We start from the raw sequence: 19,937 nt of genomic DNA, 5'->3' as shown, positions 1-19,937 counted from the left end.
AAAGCGCTCCTACTACTTACTAAAAGCGCCCTTGCTGACGACGGCTTCCCTGAAAATACAAAGGGTGTCAGGATAACGTGACAACATGGCAATTGTCGCGTTTACGGAAACGAATTCCATTCAGCGATGGTTCCAGCGCGGTAGCCGCTTGGCTATAAACGCATCGATCCCCTCCCCCACATCTTCGGCCAACATATTGCAGGCCATGGTTTCCCCGGCAAAGGCGTAGGCTTCGTCGAGCGGCATGCTCAACTGACGGGCAAACATGGCTTTTCCGGTGCGCACTGCAACAGCACTTTTCGCGCAGATACTGGTGGTCAGGGCTTCAGTTGCTTCGTCCAGCGCGTCATCATCTGCCACGCGGTTAATCAACCCCCACTCAGCGGCTTGATCCGCGCTTATAAACTCCCCGGTAAGCAGCATCTCCATGGCGTGTTTACGCGCAACGTTGCGGGAAAGCGCTACCGCTGGAGTAGAACAAAACAGGCCAACATTGATACCGGAAACAGCAAAGCGTGCGCTGCGCGCCGCCACAGCCAGATCACAGCTCGCCACCAGTTGGCAGCCCGCAGCGGTGGCTATGCCCTGCACTTTGGCGATGACCGGCACAGGCAAGTGCACAATGGCCTGCATCACTTCGCTACAGCGGGCAAACAGCGCTTGATAGTAGGCTTTATCGGGGTTGGCACGCATCTGCTTCAGATCATGCCCGGCGCAGAAGGCTTTGCCTTCGGCGGCAAGTACCACACAGCGCACGCTGCTATCGTCGGCAATTTCGGCTAACGCGTCGTGAAGCGCTTGCAACATGGCTTCCGAGAGCGCGTTAAAGCGCTCTGGCGCGCTCATCGTCAGCGTTGTGAGGCCTTGCTGGTCAAAACGTTGTAGGAGGGAGGCCGTTGTGGAAAGGTCATCAGTGGTGATGGGCATGGTGAACTCCTGAGGTTGAGTAACACTTTGCCCATCAGTCTAGCGCACAAGCTTTACGTACGTTTTTGTTTAAAAATCTTACCTACAAGTGCGCTACTTCATTTTTTCATTAGGCGGGTGTCGCGGCCTAAGGGGTGCGGCTCGCCGCGCTGTTTGGCTAAATCGATTTGGCGTTGGCGCTCACGGGCCGCCGCGCGGGTCTTCTCCGGCAACGAGTCGATGCAGTGGGGGCAGCTAATCCCTGGCTCGTAAGCAGAAGACTGCATATCCTCGGCGGAGATCGGCATGCGGCAAGCGTGGCACTGCTCGAACTCGCCTTTGCTTAAGTCGTGGCGCACCGTGACCCGGTTATCGAACACAAAGCACTCACCGCGCCACAGCGACTGCTCTTCCGGGACTTTTTCCAGGTAGTTCAGCACGCCGCCTTTTAAGTGGTAGACCTCTTCAAAGCCTTCTTTAAGCATAAAGCTGGAGGCTTTTTCACAGCGGATGCCGCCGGTGCAGAACATCGCTACTTTCTTATGTTTTTCCGGGTCGTAGTGCTCGCGCACGTACTCAGGAAACTCTCGGAAAGTGGTGGTTTTAGGATCGATCGCCCGCTCGAAGCTGCCAATCGCCACTTCGTAATCATTGCGGGTATCGATCACCAGTACTTCCGGATCGGCAATGATGTCGTTCCAGTTTTCCGGCTCGACGTAAGTGCCCACGGTATCGTTAGGGTCGATATCCGGCACGCCGAGGGTGACGATTTCTTTTTTGAGTTTGACCTTGGTGCGGTAGAACGGCGTTTCGTCACAAAAAGACTCTTTGTGATCAATATCAGCCAAGCGTGGGTCAGCAGTCAGCCAAGTCAACAGTGCGTCGATACCTTCGCGGCTACCCGCCACCGTGCCGTTAATGCCCTCTTTGGCGAGCAGCAGCGTGCCCTTTACATCGTTATCGAGCATGGTTTGGCGCAGCGGTTCGCGCAGCGCTTCAAAGTCATTGAGGGTGACAAATTTGTACAGCGCAGCGACCACAATGGGCGGCGTTTGAACAGTTACTGACATGCAAAACTCCTGGTAGTCACCCTCGCAAAGGGCGGACCGGGTTAGAAGAGGCCAGGATTTTACTCGAAAGCTAACCAAAAGTTTAGCGCTGGCAATCACATTTAATACATCGATTTATTCGACAGGAACGTGCAGAAAGCTTCACCCCACGGGGCGTCAGTAAGGCGTATATTGTCATTATTCAATCTCACGCAACCTGCGGAGCACACCATGATTATTCATCGTTCAAACGAGCGGGGCTACGCCGACCACGGCTGGCTGCGTTCTTTCCATACCTTTTCCTTTGCCAACTACGTTGACCGCACCCATATGGGGTTCCGCGCTCTGCGCGTGATCAATGAAGACCGCGTAGCGGGCGGCCATGGTTTTGGCGCCCACCCTCACCGGGATATGGAGATTATCTCCTATGTGCTTGAAGGTGAAATGGAGCACAAAGACAACATGGGCAATGGCGAGGTGATGCGCCCAGGCGATGTGCAGCGCATGTCGGCGGGCACCGGGGTACTGCACAGCGAGTTCAATCACTCCAAGGAGAACGGGCTGCACTTCCTGCAGATCTGGATTGAACCCAAGCAGCTCGGTATCAAGCCTAGCTACGAGCAGAAGGCTTTCCCTGTCGCTGAGCGTCAAGGGCAATGGCGTTTAGTGGCTTCTGAAGAAGGCCGCGACGGGTCTGTGAGCATCAACCAGGATGTGAACCTTTACGCAGGCTTGTTTAACGCTGGCGAACAGGCAACAGCGCCGCCTTCGCGCTACGCTTGGCTGCATGTAGTGAACGGCGAAATGGAGGTTAACGGTGAGACGCTGAGCGCAGGCGACGCCGCGGCGTTCCAACCGGATGAGGCGATTAACCTTACCGGCAAGGAAGCAGGCGAAGTGCTGCTGTTTGATCTTGCTTAAAGACCGAACCTACTAAACTGCCTAAACCGAAACGGCGCCTCGCAAGAGGCGCCGTTTTTACAGCCAACTTATTTAACCAATTGCGTTAGCTATTTTGCGCCGAGTAGAGCGCACGAATTTTCAGCGTGTGATCCACTTGCTTCAATGCTTCCAGCGCCTGGGGGCCGTAGGCTTTATCTACATCAATGACCACATAACCGACTTTTTCATTGGTCTGCAGGTATTGACCGGAGATGTTGATGTCATTTTCAGACAGCACGCGGTTAATCTGCGACAGCACGCCCGGTACGTTATCGTGAATATGCAGCAAACGGTGCTTGTCCGGGTGAGCGGGCAGCGCCACCTCGGGGAAGTTGACCGAGGTCACGGTGGTGCCGTTATCAGAGTAAGTAATCAGCTTTTCTGACACTTCAATACCGATATTCTCCTGAGCTTCCAGGGTAGAGCCACCGATATGCGGGGTCAGAATCACATTCTCCAAGCCACGCAGCGGACTCTCAAACTCTTCTTCGTTGCCTTTCGGCTCTACCGGGAAGACGTCAATCGCCGCGCCGTTGAGATTGCCTGCTTTAAGCGCTTCGGCAAGCGGTTCGATTTCAACGACGCTACCGCGGGAGGCATTAATAAAGATCGCACCGGGCTTCATGGCAGCGATCTCTTTTGCGCCGATCATCCAGCGGGTAGAGGCAAGGTCAGGCACGTGCAGGCTAATGACATCGGAACGACCCAGCAGCTCTTCAAGGCTTGCTACCTGGTTTGCATTACCCATACCCAGCTTGGCGATGACATCATAGTAAATGACGTTAAAGCCCAGCGATTCGGCCAGCACCGAAAGTTGCGCACCGATGCTGCCGTAGCCAACGATACCCAGCGTTTTACCGCGCGCTTCGTGGGAGTTCTTCGCTGACTTCAGCCAGCCACCCTGGTGAGCGCGGGCATTTTTCTCTGGGATACCGCGCAGTAGCATAATCGCTTCTGCCAGCACCAGCTCGGCCACCGAACGGGTATTGGAGTACGGCGCGTTAAATACCGCGATACCGCGGGTGAGGGCAGCGGTTAAATCGACCTGATTGGTGCCGATACAGAAACAGCCAACGCCGACTAGCTTCTCTGCCGCCTCGAACACGCGCTCCGTTAACTGGGTGCGGGAACGAATACCAATGAAGTGAACATCGCGGATCTTTTCGATCAGCGCATCCTCATCAAGGGACGTCGGCAGGTGCTCAATATTGGCGTACCCTGACGTGTGAAAATTGTCCACCGCACTTTGGTGGACGCCCTCGAGTAGCAGGATCTTGATCTTGCTCTTGTCCAGGGACGTTTTGGCCATGGCTGAATCAACCTCTATGGTCGGCGGCATGCGCCGTGTATCGGTTCACGGGAGGCGCATATCGTAGCACAACCCGCATCGTTCAGGCCGGGTGTGAATGATGAAAAGTCTGCGCGGTGACAATGAATGGATCGCAAGTCGCGCAACAAGCTGTATTGAAGAGGGCAGACGCCGCCCCCCAGCCTCGGTGTATACTGTGGGCTTATTTAAGCTTATTTAAAAAAACATACCGGTTTACAGGCACCCCCAATGAGTGACACGACATCACCCCCACAGGACTTTGCCGCGACGGTTGAGCAACTCGAAACCATCGTTGAACGTCTCGAGTCAGGCGAGCTCTCATTGGAAGATGCACTGACCGCGTTTGAACAGGGCGTGCGGCTGACCCGCGATGCCCAGCAGCGCCTGGATAGCGCCGAACTCAAGGTGCGGGCGCTGAGTGAAGATAGCGAAGGACGTTTAAACGTAACGCCCTTTACTGGCCCCGACGACCCTAAGGATGCGGCCGAGGATGAGAGCAAGGAGACGCCCCCATGGTAGCCATGCAGCCTAGCCAGCTTGCCACCCTGCGTCAGACCAGCAATGCCCGCGTAGATGCCACCCTAGCGGCGCTGTTTGATAACCGCCCAGCGGTAGCGCCACGCCTCGAGGCGGCAATGCGCCATGGCCTGCTGGCCGGCGGCAAACGCCTGCGACCGCTACTGGTGTATATGGCTGGTCAGGCACTCGGTGCTAAAGACGATGCTCTGGATGCCCCCGCCGCGGCCATTGAGCTAATCCACGCTTACTCGTTGATCCATGATGATCTTCCAGCCATGGATGACGACGACCTGCGTCGTGGTCAGCCCACTGTGCATAAAGCCTTTGATGAAGCGAGTGCGATTCTGGCCGGAGACGCCCTGCAGGCGCTGGCCTTCGAAGTGTTGGCCAGCAATGCGCACCCCCGGCTGAGCCATTTGGTGCACACCCTGGCCTCCGCCTCTGGCCGTGATGGCATGGTGGCGGGGCAGGCGCTGGATTTAGACGCCGTCGGCGATCACCCAGATGTCGATGCCCTGGCCCATATGCACGCCCATAAAACCGGCGCACTGATCGTCGCTGCAGTGCGTTTGGGCGGCCTGGTAGCCGTCGACGACGATGACCCGCGCTTAGACGCGCTTACTCGCTACGCCCGCGCCATTGGTCTAGCCTTTCAGATTCACGACGACATCCTAGATGTGACCGGCGATACCGTTACCCTAGGCAAAACGTCAGGCGCCGATGCCGCACGCGCCAAGCCCACCTACCCCAGCCTGCTGGGGTTAGCGGGTGCTCAACGCAAAGCGCACAGCCTGATTGACGAGGCCATTGCCGCACTCGCCCCATTAGGCGAGCGTGCTGCACCGCTGGCCGACTTAGCCCACTACATGATCGAGCGCGACCACTAAAGATGCCCATGAAGCTGTTCGACGAAATCCCCCGCGAGCGCCCAACGACGCCGCTGCTCGACTCCTTTGACCACCCCGCCGCGCTGCGGGCCATGAATGCCTCCCAGCTCGCCCAACTGGCCGACGAGCTACGCGCCTACCTGCTCTATAGCGTGGGTGTTTCCGGCGGTCACTTTGGCGCTGGGCTCGGCGTGGTCGAGCTGAGCGTTGCCCTGCACCATGTCTACCAAACGCCCCACGACCGACTAGTGTGGGACGTGGGCCATCAGGCCTACCCGCACAAGATTCTCACCGGCCGCCGCGAGGCCATGCTAAGTATTCGCCAGCACGGCGGTCTGGCAGCATTTCCACGCCGCGCCGAGTCCGAGTACGACACCTTTGGCGTCGGCCACTCCAGCACGTCGATTTCGGCGGCATTGGGTATGGCACTGGCAGCGAAGGCACAGGGCGATAAGCGTCACGTGTGCGCGATTATTGGCGACGGCGCATTGACCGCCGGCATGGCCTTTGAAGCCCTCGCCCACGCTGGCCACGTGAATGCCAATCTATTGGTAGTGCTCAACGACAACGAGATGTCGATTTCCGAGAACGTCGGCGGCATGGCGACCTACCTAGCCCGGGTGCTCTCCAGCAAGCCCTACCTGAAAATACGCGAAGAGAGTAAAAAAGTGCTTTCGCACCTGCCCGGCGCCCTGGAACTTGCCCGGCGCACTGAAGGGCATATGAAAGGCATGGTCAGCCCCGCCACGCTGTTTGAAGAGATGGGTTTTAACTACGTAGGCCCCATTGATGGCCATGACCTAGACGCGTTAACCCATACGATCGAAAACCTGCGCGACCTCGACGGCCCGCAGTTTCTGCATATCAAAACGGTGAAAGGCAAAGGCTTTCTGCCCGCCGAAGCGGATCAGATTGGCTACCACGCTATTACTAAGCTGGAAAAGCCCGAAACGTTAGCCAACGCGACGACAGTCAAGAAACCGGTGGTTACCCCGCCACCCGCTAAGAAAAAATACTGCAATGTGTTCGGCGACTGGCTGTGCGATATGGCGGCAAGCGACAAGCGCCTGATGGGCATTACCCCCGCCATGCGCGAAGGCTCCGACCTGATTCGCTTCTCCAAAGAGTACCCTCAGCGCTATTTCGATGTGGCGATTGCTGAGCAGCATGCGGTAACGCTCGCGGCGGGTATGGCCTGCGAAGGCATGAAACCCGTGGTGGCGATTTACTCCACCTTTCTGCAGCGCGGTTACGACCAGTTGATTCATGACGTTGCCGTGCAGAACCTGGACGTCACTTTCGCCATTGATCGCGCGGGCCTGGTGGGCGAAGACGGCCCCACGCACCACGGCAGCATGGATCTCTCCTTTCTGCGCTGTGTGCCCGGCATGGTGGTTCTGGCCCCGGCGGATGAAGCCGAGTGCCGCGCCATGCTCAGTGCCGCCTATCACCACCCTGGTCCTGCTGCTGTGCGCTACCCCCGTGGCACCGGCCCAGGTGCGGAAATTCCCGCGCATCTTGAGCCACTCGCCATTGGCAAAGCGGAAGTGCGCCGCCATGCCGACAACGATGGTGTGCGTATTGCGCTGCTCGCCTTTGGCAGCCTCAACAGCGCCGCAGCGGAAGTCGCCGAACGACTCAACGCAGCCCATATCAATATGCGCTCCATCAAACCGCTGGATCGCGATGCGGTGCTGCACGCAGCCGACGAGCACGAACTATTGGTGACACTGGAAGAAAATGTGGTTGCCGGTGGCGCAGGTAGCGCCGTGAATGAGCTGCTCCACGCCGAAGGCGTTCAGGTGGAAGTGCTCAATCTCGGCCTGCCGGACGCCTTTGTAGAGCACGGCACTCCCGCGCAGCTGCTTGCCGACTGTCAACTGGATATCGAAGGCATTGAGCAGGCTATTCGCGCTCGACTGCCATAAGCCATTATTTTTTAAATTACTTTGAGACTAATATGCTATTTCTAATTATTATTTTCGCCTTGATTGGCCTTGCGTTTGGAGGCCCGGTAGGGCTGCTGATTGGCGGTGGCCTGGGCTGGTGGCTAGGCAAGCGCCTTAGCCGTCGCCTGAATATCGCCCGGATGCGCATCCAGGAAGGCTTTTTGGAGTCGATCTTCTCGGTGATGGGCTGCCTATGCCAAGCCGACGGTAAAGTGACCGAAGGCGAGCTGGACGTTGCCGAGAAATTGTTTGACCAGATGCACCTCCAGGGCGAACAGCGCGCCAAGGCCCGAGCCGCCTTTGAGCGTGGTCGCGCCGATGACTTCGATCTAGACGCCGAGCTGGCCACCGTTAACCGCTTAACCCAACGCCAGCCGGTACTGCGCCAGGTATTTATCCAGGTTCAGCTTTCTGCTATCGCCGCAGATGGCGTGCTTCACCCCGCCGAGCACGAGATGATTCTACGTGTCGCCCGGGGAGTAGGCTGCAGCGACGCCGAAGTTCAGCAGATCGAAGCGATGTTGCACGGCGCGGCCGCAAACTCTCAAGGCGCCAGCGAAGAGGCTCTCAAGGACGCTTACCGCGTATTGGGGGTTTCTGATGACGCCAGCGATGCTGAAATCAAAAAAGCCTACCGCCGTCTGATGAGCCAAAACCACCCGGACAAACTGGCCGGCAAAGGCCTGCCCGAGAGCATGCGTGATATCGCACAGGCGCGCACCAGCGAAATCGGCAATGCCTACGAGCGGATCCGCGAGGCGAGGGAGGGATAAAGAGAAAGGATACTCAGAAGCGCTGAAAACATTTTGATGGAAAGCCATCATCAAAATGATGCATACTTCTATAGCGTTCAGCGAAGGAGGTACTTATGGAAGCGCTCGAACATTATTCCAATAGCCAGCAAGCTGTTAGTGGCGTTAGCGTATCGGTTAATGTGCTGACGGATAAGATCGCCTTTATTCACGCGGTGCGCGTCGGTGTCCCAGGCAGCGTGGTAAAACAAGCGATTCAGGCAATGGGCAATAATCGTGAACTGTTTGTCAGACTGCTGGAAACCACGCCAGGCAATTTGCATCGCTTCTACCATCGCAAAGCTCTAAGCCGCACCGACAGCGAAGAGGTGCTGGATGTGTTGCGCGTGCTTTACCATGCTCAAACTGTTTTTGGCGATACCGCTAAAGCCCATGAGTGGCTAAATACGCCGATTCCTGCGCTGGCGGGCGAGACGCCTTTGAATCTTTTTGATACTTTCGAAGGTCGCCAGTTAGTGAGGGAAGCGCTGCGTAAAATTGAGTTCGGTGAATTTAGCTAATGAAGCTATACCGCATCGCTCCCGAACGCTATATGAATAATTTAAGCGGCCTTGGCGCCAGCTACCGGGATGGCGCAAGATGGAACGCTCCAGGCAACCCTGTCGTCTATTTCGGCACCTCTGCAAGCGTAGCGATGCTGGAACTCGGTAATTATCTGCCCTCTCCCCGCTTGCTACCCGCCAACTACCGGTTAGGTATTTTCGAGCTCCCCGACGATACCGGTAGGGACATCTGGCCCCAGCACCAGTTACCCGACGATTGGCACCACTACCCCTACCCTGAAAGCACTCAAACACTAGGTACTGCATGGCTGCAGCGTTGCGATACGCTGATGCTGCTAGTTCCCAGCTGTGCTGTACCCGGGGCAATGGAGAATATTGCCGTCATTAACCCTCTCCACCCCACCATTACCGATATTCACTTAATAGAAACTCGCCAAGACATTTATAACCAGCGCTTATTCAGGGGCATTTAAGCTTAATTCTATAGGTTGCAGTGCAGCCTGTTAGGCCTCTACTACATTTAGAAAAAAACCGTCGCAAAGACAACAACGAGAAGATTAAGGGTACTAAGGAGCCGTAATGATCACGCTATACACATTCCCCCACTCCCGCTCGCTACGAGCAGCGTGGACACTTGAAGAGTTAGGCCTAGAGTATCAGTGCCAGCATGTGGCGCTGGATAAAGGCGAGGGGCAAACAGCCGCGCATTTGGCGCGTCACCCGGATGGCAAGGTGCCAGTTCTTGAAGATGGAGAAGTATCGCTATTTGAATCAGTGCCGATTTGCCGTTATCTAGCGGAGCAATATGGCGACGGCACCCTCCTACCCAGCAGCCCTGCCGCTCGCGCTCAGGTCGACCAGTGGCTCAGCTTTATCGTCACCGAAATGGAGCAGCCACTGTGGAATCAAGCCAAGCATAAGTTTGCCCTGCCCACAGATAAACGCGTTCCCGCTATTTTGCCGGTCTGCGCATGGGAGTTTCAGCGTGCGCTAAGCGCGCTGGAGCGCCGCTACAACGGGCAAGAAAACTTGGTGGGTAACACCTTTACCCTTGCGGATCTGTTTTTAACCCATACTTTATCGTGGGCGGTCAGCATGAAGCACCGCTTACCCGAACCGCTATTGGCCTATCGCGAACGCCATATTCAGCGCGCCGCGATGGCTAGAGCAATCGAAAAAGAGCAGGCAGCAGCAGAGAGTTAATCAACATCTAAACGCTTTAAAAACCGTTGCTGGCAGTATGTGGCAACGGTTTTTTAACTAGTCGGGCGTTGCTTAAAAGCCAAGGTCATCAAGCAAATCGTCTACTTGATCCTGCCCTGCCACCACATCCGTCTTATTTTGGTTCACCTGCGGCCCGTTACGAAGCTTGGCATGTTCATCGCGGTCATCTTCCATCTTAACGCCGTCGGTGACGTGAGGAACATTATCGACCAGCACCTGAACAAGCTGCTCTTCGATGAGCTTGATGACTTCCATCATTTTCTTAATCACCTGACCGGTGAGATCCTGAAAGTCTTGGGCCATCATGATTTCAAGCAGCTCTTTTTGAGTAGCCCCGGTTGCGGTGGGAAGCTTACTGCTCAAAAAGTTCTGTGTATCCTCGACGAGCTTAGCATCACCTTCTACTGCCGCGAGCTTAGCTGCCGCCGCCTGCCAGCGCTCATTAAGCGCAGCGCCTTCTTCTTCAAGGCTGTCTTGCACCGGTTGAGCGCGCTCAACGGCATTCAATGCCCGCTCTGCGGCCTGCTCCGTCATTGAGGCAACGTAGTTGAGCCGGTCATTAGCATCCGGTATTGCCTGCGCCGCCTGGCTAATCTGCTGATCTAGGCCCAGCTCTTTCATGCTGTCCCGCAGTAGGCGCGTTAAGTGGCCTATGCGATGCACCATCTCATCAGTACTGTCTTTTTTGCCCAGTACCGACGGCATCGTCGTGTCGTGGGCGTTGTTAACAGTGCTCATGACAATCCTCTTGTTGGAAAAGCTTATTGAATGTCGTTTTGGGTGTGGCAATAGACATCATTATACGAACCCACTGTGTTTTTTCAGGATGCACGGCGTTAAATACACCAAGGTCTGCATCTAAACCTGATACTACTGTCGGCTCAACATCCTAAAACTTAAGTTTAACGTTTAGTCTACAGTGGGAAACTGCGAGTTACAGGTATTTTTAACCCCTTAAAAACCATCTAATTTACAGGCGGGTTCAAGCAGGCAATGATTCGAAGTCGAGCGATTAACCATTAAGCAGCTGAAACGTGCGGTAGAACGGCGCTATAAACAGCAAAGTAGTGACAGATGCTGCCAGCCACTACAAATAGATGCCAAATCGCATGGTTGTAGGGGATCGCACGCACGGCGTAGAAGATCACCCCTAGCGTGTAGGTAATTCCTCCCGCGGCCAGTAGGGCAATGCCGGTCGTTGAAAGACTCGCCGCCATCTCTCCTGATGCCAGCACGATCATCCAGCCCATGAGCAGATAAATCGCCACACGTAATATCGAAAAACGTTGAGGCCATAGCAGTATGCAGGCAATGCCCACCAACGCCAGCGACCACACGGCGGCAAACAAAACCCAGCCTGTAGTGCCGCGCATATTGACGAGTAAAAAGGGCGTGTAAGTACCTGCGATGAGTAAATAAATCGCGCAGTGATCAAGTAACTGAAAGCGCTGCTTCCAGCGCCGATGAGGGATGCCGTGGTAAAGGGTAGAGGCGGTATAAAGCAGGACTAGCGTGGTGCCGTACAGGCTCAGGCTGACAATTTTCCACGGGTCGACATGGGCGGCGTAACTCGCCGCAACCAACAGTACTACCATTCCCACCAAACTGAGCACAGCACCGATACCGTGGGTGATACTGTGCAGCCACTCTTCGAATACACTGAATTCGCCCTGCTCTTCGGGAAGGTTTTCACGCTGCTGTTTATACTGCTTGTACTGCTCCTTACTGACGGCGTTCATCCTGGAGCGCTCCTCGCATGCCATCCCCCACTCGTATCACCCCTTGCGCTCAATATCCACATCGCTGGCGTGAGTGAAGTCATCCAGGGCCATCATATGGCCAAGCTTGCCCGCTTTGGTTGAGAGATACTGCTCGTTATGAGGGTTCAGGCCGGTGGTGATCGACAAACGTTCGACGACATTCACGCCGTCGCGGGTGAGGGCATCCACCTTGCGCGGATTGTTGGTCATGAGCCTTAACGCTGTGATGCCCAAATGGTTAAGCATCGGCACGCACAGATCATAGCGGCGCATGTCGGCGCCAAAACCGAGCTGCTCGTTGGCCTCGACCGTATCAGCACCTTGATCTTGCAGGTGGTAGGCACGAATTTTGTTTAACAGGCCTATTCCCCGCCCCTCTTGGCGCAGGTAAAACAGCACGCCGCGGCCCTCTTCAGCGATGCGTTTTAGCGCTTCCTGGAGCTGATAGCCACAGTCGCAGCGCATGGAGAAGAGAGCGTCACCGGTCAAACACTCGGAGTGCACCCGCCCCAACACCGGCTCGCCGCCGGTCACATCACCCAACGTTAAGGCGATATGATCCTTGCCGGTAGCCTCATCTTCGAAGCCATGCATAGTAAACGTTGCCCAGGGCGTGGGCAGCCGGGAAGCGGCAATGAAGCGAATGGTCACAGGTTACCTCGCTGATTGACCAAACCAGTTAACCACACCAGTGTTGGCAAAGTGGGTCAGTATTCTAACAGGAAGCGGCGCCCGCCTCACGCTGACAAGGCGACTAAATAATGGAGAAAAATTGGCCGGGTGCGACGATTTTTGCCATCGAGTACGCCGCCCTAACACCTATCTTCAAGTACAATTGCCCTCATACGATCCCCAAAACGGTTTCAAGTACGCTCCCAAGTACGGTTTCCAATACGATGCGGGCAAATTTCCTAAGAGCAAGTGTCTATGACCACTACACCTTTGCAAAATGATCGCTTTCTTCGCGCACTAGCGCGCCAGCCCGTCGACCGCACCCCGGTGTGGATGATGCGTCAAGCGGGCCGCTACCTGCCGGAATACCGCGCCAGCCGGGCCGATGCGGGCAGTTTTATGGATCTGTGCCGCAACCATGACCTGGCCTGCGAAGTCACCCTACAGCCCTTGGAGCGTTACCCGCTGGATGCAGCCATTCTGTTTTCAGATATTCTGACCATTCCAGATGCCATGGGCCTGGGGCTCTATTTTGAAACCGGCGAAGGCCCAAAATTCCGCAAAACCGTGCGTACACAGGAAGAAGTCGCCGCTCTAAGCGTGCCCGACACCGAGCGCGACCTGGATTACGTGATGCGTGCGGTGTCGACCATTCGTCGTGAGCTGAACGGCCGCATGCCGCTGATCGGCTTCTCAGGCAGCCCCTGGACGCTGGCGACTTACATGGTGGAGGGCGGCTCCAGCAAGGACTTCCGCCATCTGAAAACCATGCTTTACGATACCCCGGATACCATGCACCAGTTGCTGGATACGCTGGCGCATGCGGTAACTGACTACCTGAACGCCCAAATTCGCGCGGGAGCCCAGGCGGTGCAGATTTTTGATACCTGGGGTGGCGCACTCTCTACCCCTGCGTACCTTGAGTTCTCGCTGCGCTACATGGAGCAGATCGTTTCGGGACTGATCCGCGAACACGACGGCCGCCGCGTACCGGTGATTCTCTTCACCAAAAACGGCGGCCAGTGGCTTGAGCATATCGCCTGCGCCGGTGCCGATGCATTGGGTATCGACTGGTCTACCGAGCTTTCCGATGCCCGTGCCCGGGTTGGTCACAAAGTGGCGCTACAGGGCAATCTTGATCCCAACGTTCTGTTTGCCCGCCCCTCGGCTATCCGCGCTGAAGTAGCCCGCGTGTTGGAAAGCTACGGCCATGGCCCTGGCCACGTGTTTAACCTGGGCCACGGAATCAGCCAGTTTACCAACCCCGACAACGTCACTGCCTTTATGGAGGCGCTGCACGAATTAAGCCCACAGTATCACCGCGATATTCCAACGCACACAAATGCACAGCACTCAGGAGCCAATTGATGAGCGATTTACGCGACGACCAATGGTTTACCGAAGTCTTTGATAGCCACGGCAGCGCTTTCTCACTGAAGATCTCTGAAAAACTGCTGGATGTACAGAGCCAATACCAGCATCTAGAGGTCTACGCCACCGAGACCTACGGCAACCTAATGGTGCTGGACGGCTGCGTGATGCTGACTGATCGCGATAACTTCCTCTACCATGAGATGATTGCGCATCCGGCGCTGTTTACCCACCAAGATCCCAAACGTGTGGTGATCATCGGCGGTGGCGACTGCGGCACCTTAAAAGAGGTGCTGCGCCACCCGAGTGTCGAGAAAGTTACCCAAATTGACATCGACGAAGAGGTCACCAAGGCCTCTGAGCGCTTCTTCCCGTCGTTGGTAGCGTCGAATAACGACCCCCGCGCTGAACTGCTGTTCGCCGACGGCGTCAAGTGGGTGGACGATGCACCTGATGAGAGCATCGATGTGCTGATTATCGACTCCACCGACCCGGTTGGGCCCGCTGAAGGGCTGTTTAAAACCGATTTTCTCAAGCGCTGCCACCGTATTTTGAAAAGCGGCGGCGTAATGGTGCAGCAGAGCGAATCACCGCTTTACCACAGTGGCTCGATCATCCGAGAGCTGCGCAACGACATGTTGAAAGCCGGTTTTGACAGCGTTGCCACGCTGCCCTTCCCGCAGCCGGTATATCCTTCAGGCTGGTGGAGCGTAACATTGGCGGGTAAAGCCACCGACGTGAATACGTTCCGCGAGCAGGCAGCCACCAACCACGACTTGCCGCTTGAATACTATAGCGTTGACGCCCATCGCGGTGCGCTCGCCCTCCCGCCGTTTATGCGCAAGGCATTCGCAGCCGAGTAAACCACGCCTAATAACTGCCTTTGTGTTACCGCCCACCTCAGCTTGCCCTATAACGGTGCAATGCGAGGTGGGCAGTAACCTTTTTGCACCTAGACCTTCGTCTCGAATTCGTTGAGTAGCGTTGAAAAGCGCTGAATTAACGCCTGTACCCTTGTTGGCATCTTCCTTGCTAGGTTTAGTGACATGCTACGGCATGCATAACTATTTCAACTACTGGTTTCAATAACTGATTTCAATAGCTGATTCCAATAACTTCGAGGGAAACTAGATGTTCAATAAAAAACACTTAGCGCTTCTGGCGTCCGCTGGCTCACTTAGCCTGGCGGGAATGGCAACTGCTCAAGCCGACACCCTGGAAGATACCATTGAGCGTGGTGCCGTTCAGTGTGGTGTGAGCGATGGTTTGCCGGGCTTCTCAGCTCCGGACGACGACGGTAACTGGCAAGGTATCGACGTTGATGTATGCCGCGCTGTAGCGGCAGCGGTACTCGGCGACTCAGAAGCCGTCAACTATATTTCACTCAACGCCGTAGAGCGCTTCACCGCCCTGCAATCAGGTGAAGTCGACGTTCTATCACGTAATACCACTTGGACCACCACCCGCGATACTACTCTGGGCCTGAACTTCACCGGGGTTACTTTTTACGACGGCCAGGGCTTCATGGTATCCCGTGACCTGGGTATTACCGGTGCTGATGAACTCGACGGCGCCTCCATCTGCATTCAGTCTGGCACCACTACCGAGCTGAACCTGGCTGACTACTTCCGTGCTAACGACATGGAATTCAACCCGATCGTATTTGATACCTCTGAGCAAACCGTGGGTGGCTATCAGGCCGGCCGCTGTGACGTGCTAACCTCCGATACCTCTCAGCTAGCGGCGCTACGTATTCAGCTAGACGATCCTTCAGCCTCGATGATCCTGTCTGACGTTATCTCCAAAGAGCCACTAGGCCCTGTGGTTCGTCAGGGTGACGATCTTTGGTTCAACATTGTGAAATGGTCGCTGTTCGCCATGATTAACGCCGAAGAGTACGGCGTCACCAGTGAAAACGCTGAAGAAATGCTTAACTCTGAAGACCCCAACATCGCTCGCTTGCTAGGCCAAGACGGCAACTACGGTGAAGGCATGAACCTAGAAGCAGATTGGGCCTACAACATTATTAGCCAAGTGGGTAACTACGCTGAAAGCTTCGACCGCAACGTGGGCATGGGCTCGCCGCTGGAAATTGAGCGCGGTGTCAACGCCCTATGGACAGACGGCGGCTTCCAGTACGCTCCCCCGATTCGCTAAGCGTCTCGCTTGACCCCGGCCCGCCGCCCTCTTCACAGGTATCTGTTTAAAGGTCGTGGCGGGCCATTTGATTGACCTTCCGTGTAGCGGAGACGCCATCCATGTCTGTAAGACCCAACATTCGCCCCGCTGGCCACAAGCCGCCGTTTTGGCGAGACCGCGCTAAGCGCGCACTTATTTTTCAGCTTATATTGGTCGCCGTTGTCGCGGCTTTCCTGATCTATATTATCGGCAATACCCAAGCCAACCTGAATGCTCGCGGCATTACCACTGGCTTTGGCTTCCTGGGCAACACAGCCGGCTTTGGTATTGGTCAAAGCTTAATCGAGTACTCCTCCCAAAGTACCTACGGCCGCACTTTTGTGATTGGCTTGCTCAATACGCTGCTAGTCGGTGGATTGGGGGTGTTAGCTGCCTCGATTATTGGTTTTATCGTCGGTATCGCGCGGCTATCGCCCAACTGGTTGATCGCTCGGCTAGCCAATGCGTATATCGAAACGTTTCGTAATATCCCCCTGCTGCTGCAAATTTTCTTCTGGTACTTTGCTGTACTGCGGACGTTACCCAGCGCTAGAGAGAGCATGGCCTTTGGTGAAGCCATTTTCCTGAACGTGCGCGGGCTGTACCTACCTCAGCCTCTGTTCGAGTCAGGATTTGGTCTTATCCCAGCCACCTTCGTGGTGGCTATTATTGCCAGCATCGCACTGGTCATGTGGAACAAGCGCCGTCACGAAGCCACCGGCAAGCGCCTACCGGTTTTCTGGATGTCGCTGGTGATTATCTTTGGCCTACCACTGCTGGTACTGGTCGCTACAGGTGTACCGGTGACCTGGGAGATGCCGGTACTGCGCGGCTTTAACTTCGGCGGTGGTATCACCATTATCCCTGAATTTTTGGCCCTGTGGCTGGCGCTGTCTATCTATACCGCGTCCTTCATTGCGGAGATTGTGCGCTCGGGCATCCAAGCCATCCCCCATGGCCAAACGGAAGCCGCCCAGGCATTGAGCTTGCCGCGCAAGCTAGTGCTGCGCCTAATCATCATTCCCCAGGCTATGCGCGTCATTATTCCGCCACTCACCAGCCAATACCTCAACCTGATTAAAAACTCGTCACTGGCCACCGCCATCGGCTACCCCGACCTGGTATCGGTTTTTGCCGGCACCACGCTCAACCAGACCGGTCAGGCAATCGAAGTCATTGCCATGACCATGGCGGTTTATCTGATCATCAGCTTGCTGGTGTCCATGTTCATGAACTGGTTCAACGCTCGCGTTGCGCTGGTCGAACGCTAGGCCGGAGGCGACCCCATGATTCACAATAAAGAAACCATACCTCAGCGCCCGGCTCCTAAAGGCACCATTGGGCCGGTTGCCTGGCTACGAGGCAATCTGTTCAACGGCCCTATCAATAGCATCTTCACGCTACTGGGCCTGTACGTGCTCTATCTACTCGTGGTGCCAACGGTTCAGTGGGCATTTATTGATGCCAACTGGGTGGGCGACAGCCGCGAAGACTGCACACGCGTGGGCGCCTGCTGGGTATTCGTTAACGCACGCTTTTCCCAGTTTATGTACGGCCTCTACCCGAGTGAGGAGTATTGGCGCGCCAACATCGTGTTTGCCATGTTCGCGGGCATTATTGCCTGGATGGTCATTCCGCGCCTGCCGTTTAAGCGCTGGATGACACTGTTTGCGCTGCTGATCTTCCCGGTGATCGCCTACGTACTGCTACACGGCGGCTACTTTGATCTACCGCGTGTTTCCACCCACCGCTGGGGCGGTTTGATGCTGACGCTGCTACTGGCTAGCGTGGGGATGATTGGCGCACTGCCTATTGGCATTGTATTAGCCCTTGGGCGACGCTCGAACATGCCCATCGTCAAAACCTTCTGCGTGATTTTTATCGAGTTTTGGCGCGGTGTGCCGCTAATCACCATTCTGTTTATGGCCTCGGTGATGCTGCCGCTGTTCCTGCCGTCTGAACTTAACGTGGATCGCCTTATACGTGCGCTAATCGGCCTGACGCTGTTCCAAAGTGCCTATATGGCCGAGGTTATTCGCGGTGGTTTGCAGGCGATTCCCAAAGGGCAAGATGAGGCCGCCGCGGCACTGGGGATGACGTATTGGAAGCGCATGGGGCTAATCGTGATGCCTCAGGCACTGAAAATGATGATTCCTGGCATCGTCAATACGTTTATCTCACTGTTTAAAGACACCACCCTGGTCATGATCATCGGGCTGTTTGACCTGTTGGGCATTGTGCAAGCGGCGCTTTCCGACTCGCGCTGGCTGGGCTTCTCGGTAGAGGGCTATGTATTTGCCGCGTTCGTGTTCTGGATATTCTGTTTCAGCATGTCGCGCTACAGCCAGTACTTGGAGCGCAAGCTAAACACCGGCCATAAGCACTAGTTCGAGTTTAAATACGAGCGCCGCATCTCATTACGTTTTAAGTAGGATTTCAACATGACACAAGCAGCCACCAACACCTCTGACACCAGTGCTTCTGACCTGATGGTCGAGATGCATAACGTTAACAAGTGGTACGGCGATTTTCACGTACTGCGGGATATCTACCTTGAGGTAAAACGCGGCGAACGTATCGTGGTTTGCGGCCCTTCAGGTTCGGGTAAATCAACGCTGATTCGTTGTATTAACCACCTTGAAGAGCACCAAAAAGGTGAAATTGTGGTGGGCGGTCTACCGCTGACCCAAGACGTTAAGCGCATTGAGCAGATTCGTCGTAGTGTCGGCATGGTGTTTCAGCACTTCAATTTGTTCCCGCATTTATCAGTGCTGGAAAACTGCTGTATTGCGCCAATGTGGGTACAAAAGAAGCCCCGCAAAGAGGCCGAAGCGCTAGCCATGGAGTACCTAGAACGGGTGCGCATTGCCGAGCAGGCAACTAAGTACCCGGGGCAACTCTCGGGCGGTCAGCAGCAGCGTGTAGCGATTGCCCGCTCGCTGTGCATGCACCCCGACGTGATGCTGTTTGACGAGCCCACCTCCGCCCTCGACCCCGAGATGATCAAAGAGGTGCTGGACGTTATGGTGGAACTGGCGGAAGAGGGCATGACCATGATCTGCGTGACCCACGAAATGGGCTTCGCCAAAACCGTCGCCGACCGGGTGATCTTTATGGATCAGGGGCAAATCATTGAAGAGAACGCGCCAGAGCCGTTCTTCAACAACCCGCAGTCTGAACGTACCCAGCTGTTCTTAAGCCAGATTCTGGGGCATTAATACACAGCCCCAGCGACAAAGCAGCTGTGGATAAGTTCGTCATCATGGGCCTCACTTGAGGCCCATGATAGTTAACAGACTTTAAAAAAACAGCATGTCATCGCGAGCGTAGCGCGGCGATCTTGAAGTTATCCTCCTGCCACTACAAACAAGATTGCTTCGTCGCTCCGCTCCTCGCAACGACATCATTCAAAAAAGGATAAAAGCATGATTGAAAAGCTGTTTATCGACCGCGCCCCGCAACCGATTGCGCCTTTTTCCCACGCCTGCCGCGTAGGTGATCTGGTCTTTATCACTGGCCAGATGCCGACGGTGCCAGAGACCAACGAGATGCTTTTGGGCACCTTCACCGAACAGACTCATCGGGTAATGCAGAACCTGGCGATTGTGCTGGAAGAAGTCGGAAGTGCCTTCGAATATGTGGTGCAGTCCCGGGTGTTCATTACCAATATGGGCCACTTCGACGAAGTGAATAAGGTCTACGCCAGTTACTTTCCCCAGCCTCTACCCACCCGCACCTGTATCGGGGTAACCGGCTTGGCTGGCGGCGCTGATGTGGAAGTCGATATGATTGCCTGGATTCCACCGTCGCAGCAATAAACCTCATCAGTCGTCGT

Annotated in this window: 21 protein-coding genes; 15 read left to right on the top strand and 6 right to left on the bottom strand. The window is 55.5% G+C overall.

The genetic code is table 11. The annotated features are described in order from the left end of the window. Positions 1–120 precede the first annotated feature (120 nt). Positions 121–927, bottom strand: a complete 807-nt coding sequence (locus tag HZS52_RS06145; RefSeq protein ID WP_027957916.1) for an enoyl-CoA hydratase — start codon at positions 925–927, stop codon at positions 121–123. Between the two features lie 98 nt (positions 928–1,025). Further along, positions 1,026–1,976 carry an oxygen-dependent tRNA uridine(34) hydroxylase TrhO gene (gene trhO / locus HZS52_RS06140; RefSeq protein ID WP_041157277.1) on the bottom strand — a complete coding sequence of 317 codons (951 nt, stop codon included), beginning with the start codon at positions 1,974–1,976 and terminating at the stop codon, positions 1,026–1,028. Between the two features lie 210 nt (positions 1,977–2,186). Between trhO and HZS52_RS06135 the strand changes: the two genes are divergently transcribed. Then, positions 2,187–2,876 carry a pirin family protein gene (locus HZS52_RS06135; protein ID WP_190374329.1) on the top strand — a complete coding sequence of 230 codons (690 nt, stop codon included), beginning with the start codon at positions 2,187–2,189 and terminating at the stop codon, positions 2,874–2,876. An 85-nt stretch (positions 2,877–2,961) separates the two neighbouring features. On the opposite strand, the gene serA is transcribed toward HZS52_RS06135, so the two are convergent. Continuing rightward, positions 2,962–4,206, bottom strand: a complete 1,245-nt coding sequence (gene serA, locus HZS52_RS06130) for a phosphoglycerate dehydrogenase (protein ID WP_039857612.1) — start codon at positions 4,204–4,206, stop codon at positions 2,962–2,964. 249 nt (positions 4,207–4,455) lie between these two features. Between serA and HZS52_RS06125 the strand changes: the two genes are divergently transcribed. The 7 genes from HZS52_RS06125 to HZS52_RS06095 all read left to right on the top strand — a co-directional run bounded on the left by HZS52_RS06125 (position 4,456) and on the right by HZS52_RS06095 (position 10,100). Beyond that, a complete protein-coding gene (locus tag HZS52_RS06125) occupies positions 4,456–4,746 on the top strand; it encodes an exodeoxyribonuclease VII small subunit (protein WP_022521324.1) in 291 nt (96 codons plus the stop codon). Next, positions 4,740–5,633 (top strand): (2E,6E)-farnesyl diphosphate synthase, encoded by an 894-nt coding sequence (ispA, locus tag HZS52_RS06120; RefSeq protein ID WP_009286173.1) that lies wholly within the window; start codon positions 4,740–4,742, stop codon positions 5,631–5,633. The genes HZS52_RS06125 and ispA overlap by 7 nt, the downstream gene beginning before the upstream one ends. 2 nt (positions 5,634–5,635) lie before the next feature. Next, complete coding sequence (gene dxs / locus HZS52_RS06115) at positions 5,636–7,561, top strand: 1-deoxy-D-xylulose-5-phosphate synthase (protein WP_190374328.1); 1,926 nt, start codon at positions 5,636–5,638, stop codon at positions 7,559–7,561. Between the two features lie 32 nt (positions 7,562–7,593). Beyond that, a complete protein-coding gene (gene djlA, locus HZS52_RS06110; protein ID WP_138799504.1) occupies positions 7,594–8,355 on the top strand; it encodes a co-chaperone DjlA in 762 nt (253 codons plus the stop codon). A gap of 95 nt (positions 8,356–8,450) precedes the next feature. Continuing rightward, on the top strand, positions 8,451–8,894 hold the full coding sequence (locus tag HZS52_RS06105; protein WP_022521321.1) for an antitoxin Xre/MbcA/ParS toxin-binding domain-containing protein: 444 nt from the start codon (positions 8,451–8,453) through the stop codon (positions 8,892–8,894). Continuing rightward, positions 8,894–9,370: an RES family NAD+ phosphorylase gene (locus HZS52_RS06100; protein WP_138799505.1), complete on the top strand. Its 477-nt coding sequence runs from the start codon at positions 8,894–8,896 to the stop codon at positions 9,368–9,370. The genes HZS52_RS06105 and HZS52_RS06100 overlap by 1 nt, the downstream gene beginning before the upstream one ends. 106 nt (positions 9,371–9,476) lie before the next feature. Further along, positions 9,477–10,100, top strand: coding sequence for a glutathione S-transferase family protein (locus HZS52_RS06095; protein WP_022521319.1), 624 nt, complete (start codon positions 9,477–9,479; stop codon positions 10,098–10,100). A 72-nt stretch (positions 10,101–10,172) separates the two neighbouring features. Here HZS52_RS06095 and cheZ read toward each other — a convergent pair whose 3' ends face one another. The 3 genes from cheZ to ribA form a co-directional block, all read right to left on the bottom strand. After that, positions 10,173–10,859: a protein phosphatase CheZ gene (cheZ, locus tag HZS52_RS06090; RefSeq protein ID WP_022521318.1), complete on the bottom strand. Its 687-nt coding sequence runs from the start codon at positions 10,857–10,859 to the stop codon at positions 10,173–10,175. Positions 10,860–11,140: 281 nt separating this feature from the next. After that, positions 11,141–11,860, bottom strand: a complete 720-nt coding sequence (trhA, locus tag HZS52_RS06085) for a PAQR family membrane homeostasis protein TrhA (protein WP_022521317.1) — start codon at positions 11,858–11,860, stop codon at positions 11,141–11,143. A gap of 36 nt (positions 11,861–11,896) precedes the next feature. Next, on the bottom strand, positions 11,897–12,532 hold the full coding sequence (ribA, locus tag HZS52_RS06080) for a GTP cyclohydrolase II (RefSeq protein ID WP_009286177.1): 636 nt from the start codon (positions 12,530–12,532) through the stop codon (positions 11,897–11,899). A 276-nt stretch (positions 12,533–12,808) separates the two neighbouring features. On the opposite strand from ribA, the gene hemE reads away from it, so the two are divergent. From hemE to HZS52_RS06045, 7 genes are all read left to right on the top strand, one after another. Next, on the top strand, positions 12,809–13,921 hold the full coding sequence (gene hemE / locus HZS52_RS06075) for a uroporphyrinogen decarboxylase (protein WP_022521316.1): 1,113 nt from the start codon (positions 12,809–12,811) through the stop codon (positions 13,919–13,921). Then, positions 13,921–14,787 (top strand): polyamine aminopropyltransferase, encoded by an 867-nt coding sequence (gene speE, locus HZS52_RS06070; protein WP_022521315.1) that lies wholly within the window; start codon positions 13,921–13,923, stop codon positions 14,785–14,787. Before hemE ends, speE begins: the two co-directional genes overlap by 1 nt. Before the next feature lie 268 nt (positions 14,788–15,055). Continuing rightward, on the top strand, positions 15,056–16,081 hold the full coding sequence (locus HZS52_RS06065; protein ID WP_009286180.1) for an amino acid ABC transporter substrate-binding protein: 1,026 nt from the start codon (positions 15,056–15,058) through the stop codon (positions 16,079–16,081). A gap of 101 nt (positions 16,082–16,182) precedes the next feature. After that, positions 16,183–17,373 (top strand): amino acid ABC transporter permease, encoded by a 1,191-nt coding sequence (locus tag HZS52_RS06060; protein ID WP_141440375.1) that lies wholly within the window; start codon positions 16,183–16,185, stop codon positions 17,371–17,373. Between the two features lie 15 nt (positions 17,374–17,388). Then, positions 17,389–18,489, top strand: a complete 1,101-nt coding sequence (locus HZS52_RS06055) for an amino acid ABC transporter permease (protein ID WP_009286182.1) — start codon at positions 17,389–17,391, stop codon at positions 18,487–18,489. 54 nt (positions 18,490–18,543) lie between these two features. Continuing rightward, positions 18,544–19,320, top strand: a complete 777-nt coding sequence (locus HZS52_RS06050; RefSeq protein ID WP_022521313.1) for an amino acid ABC transporter ATP-binding protein — start codon at positions 18,544–18,546, stop codon at positions 19,318–19,320. Positions 19,321–19,527: 207 nt separating this feature from the next. Next, entirely contained in the window at positions 19,528–19,920 is a 393-nt protein-coding gene (locus HZS52_RS06045) for a RidA family protein (RefSeq protein WP_022521312.1), read from the top strand. The last annotated feature ends 17 nt before the right edge of the window (positions 19,921–19,937 follow it).

It is taken from the genome of Vreelandella titanicae, from assembly GCF_014697095.1.
Classification (GTDB): domain Bacteria; phylum Pseudomonadota; class Gammaproteobacteria; order Pseudomonadales; family Halomonadaceae; genus Vreelandella; species Vreelandella titanicae.
The sequence above is the reverse complement of the archived record's forward strand: the minus strand, read 5'-3'. Positions and strand labels throughout refer to the sequence as shown.